Here is a 1,751-nt window from a genome sequence, read left to right on the forward strand (position 1 = left end):
GCGACCGCGCGGCCGCGGCGCGGGCGGGCTGGACGGCGCTCGGCCTGGGCGCAGTCTTCATGGCGGCCTCGGCCGCGATGCTGATCCTGTTCGGCACGGCGATCGCCTGGACTTTCCTCGATGCCGCGAACCCCGGCGCGGCGGAGACGGCCGTGCTGGCCGCCACGCTGCTCGTCGTCGCGGGGCTGTTCCAGCTGGCGGATGGCGTGCAGGCGGTGGCGGCGGGTGCGCTGCGCGGGCTGAAGGACACCACCGTGCCGATGTTGCTTGCGGGCTTCGGCTACTGGGGCGCGGGGCTGCCGCTCGGCCTGCTGCTCGCCTTCGCGCTGGGGCTCGGGCCGGTCGGGCTCTGGATCGGGCTCGCCGCCGGGCTCGGCATCGTGGCGGGGCTGATGACCTGGCGCTGGGTGGCGATGACCGGGTTGACGCGGCGCGGCATGGCCGCCTCACTCGCCCGATGAGCATCTGGCGGCGTCCAGCGACGGTGGAAGCGATCAATGCGCGGCTCGCGGCCGGCGCCGCGGGCGTCTTCGGCATCCGCATCACCGAGGTCCTGCCGGATGCGATCCGCGCCGAGATGCCGGTGGAGGCGCACCACCTGCAGCCCTTTGGCCTGCTGCATGGCGGGGTGAGCGTGGTGCTGTCCGAGACGCTGGGCTCGCTCGGCTGCCTGCTGACGCTGCCGGAGGAACGGCACGCCGTCGGGCTCGAGATCAACGCCAACCACATGGCCGCCGTCACCGCGGGGCAGGTGGTGACGGCGGAATGCCGACCCTTCCATACGGGCCGCACGACCCAGGTCTGGCAGACCGAGATCCGGCGCGCCGACGGCAAGCTGGCCTGCGTGTCGCGACTGACCTGCGCCGTCGTGGATAGCCCTGCGATGGCCGGAGGGCGCAGCGGCGGCACGCCGCGAGCACCGGAGGGCTGAATCGCATGGCCAGACCGAAGGTCGCGGTCATCGGCACGGGCGGCACGATCGCCTCGCAGGGGCGCGGGCCGCTCGACACGCAGGACTACGGCTCGGCGGGGCTGCCGATCCTGGATGCGGCGCAGCTTGTCGCGCGCGTTCCCGCGCTGGCCGAGGTGGCGGAGGTGATCCCGGTGCCCTTCGCCGCGATCCCCTCCACCGCGATCGGCTGGGCCGAATGGCGCGCGGTGCTTGCGCGCATCGCGGAGGTGAAGGCGGCGCATCCCGACCTCGCCGGAATCGTCGTGACGCACGGCACCGCGACGCTGGAGGAGACCGCCTACCTCCTCTCGCTCACGCTGCCGGACGACATGCCGGTTGTGGTGACGGGCTCGCAGCGGCCCTTCACGGGGCTGTCTTCCGACGGGCCCATGAACCTCGTCGCCGCGGTGCGGGTGGCGGGCGATCCGCAGGCGCGCGGACTCGGCGCACTGGTGGTGCTGAACGAGGAGATCCACGCGGCGCGGGAGGTGACCAAGACCTCGACCACGCGTCTGCAGACCTTCCGCAGCCCGGATGTCGGCGCGCTCGGCCATGTGGATGCCGACCGCATCAGCCTCTGGCGCCGGCCGACGCGGCTGCTGACGCTGGCGGAGCGGTTCGACATCGCGGCCGTCGAAACGCCGCCGCGCGTGGATGTTTGCTACTCGGTTGCGGGCGGCGACGACGTCGCGATTCGCGCCTTCCTCGCCGCCGGCGCGCGCGGACTCGTCGCGGCCGGCTTCGCGCCGGGCTTCACCACCCCGGCGGAGCGCCGCGCGCTGGCCCAGGCCGCGGCAGG

3 protein-coding genes are annotated in these 1,751 nt (G+C 73.9%); all 3 read left to right on the plus strand.

Annotation, left to right across the window (positions count from 1 at the left end; genetic code table 11):
• Positions 1–461, plus strand: a 461-nt coding sequence (locus L2I40_RS22720; RefSeq protein ID WP_272911004.1) for an MATE family efflux transporter, incomplete at its 5' end; no start/stop codon positions are given.
• Positions 458–931, plus strand: a complete 474-nt coding sequence (locus L2I40_RS22725) for a PaaI family thioesterase (protein ID WP_237217631.1) — start codon at positions 458–460, stop codon at positions 929–931. The genes L2I40_RS22720 and L2I40_RS22725, both read left to right, overlap by 4 nt.
• A 5-nt stretch (positions 932–936) precedes the next feature.
• On the plus strand, positions 937–1,751 hold an 815-nt coding region (locus tag L2I40_RS22730; RefSeq protein WP_237217633.1), incomplete at its 3' end, for an asparaginase.

The sequence above is a fragment of the Falsiroseomonas oryziterrae genome (assembly GCF_021864505.1).
GTDB classification, from domain to species: Bacteria; Pseudomonadota; Alphaproteobacteria; order Acetobacterales; family Acetobacteraceae; genus Falsiroseomonas; species Falsiroseomonas oryziterrae.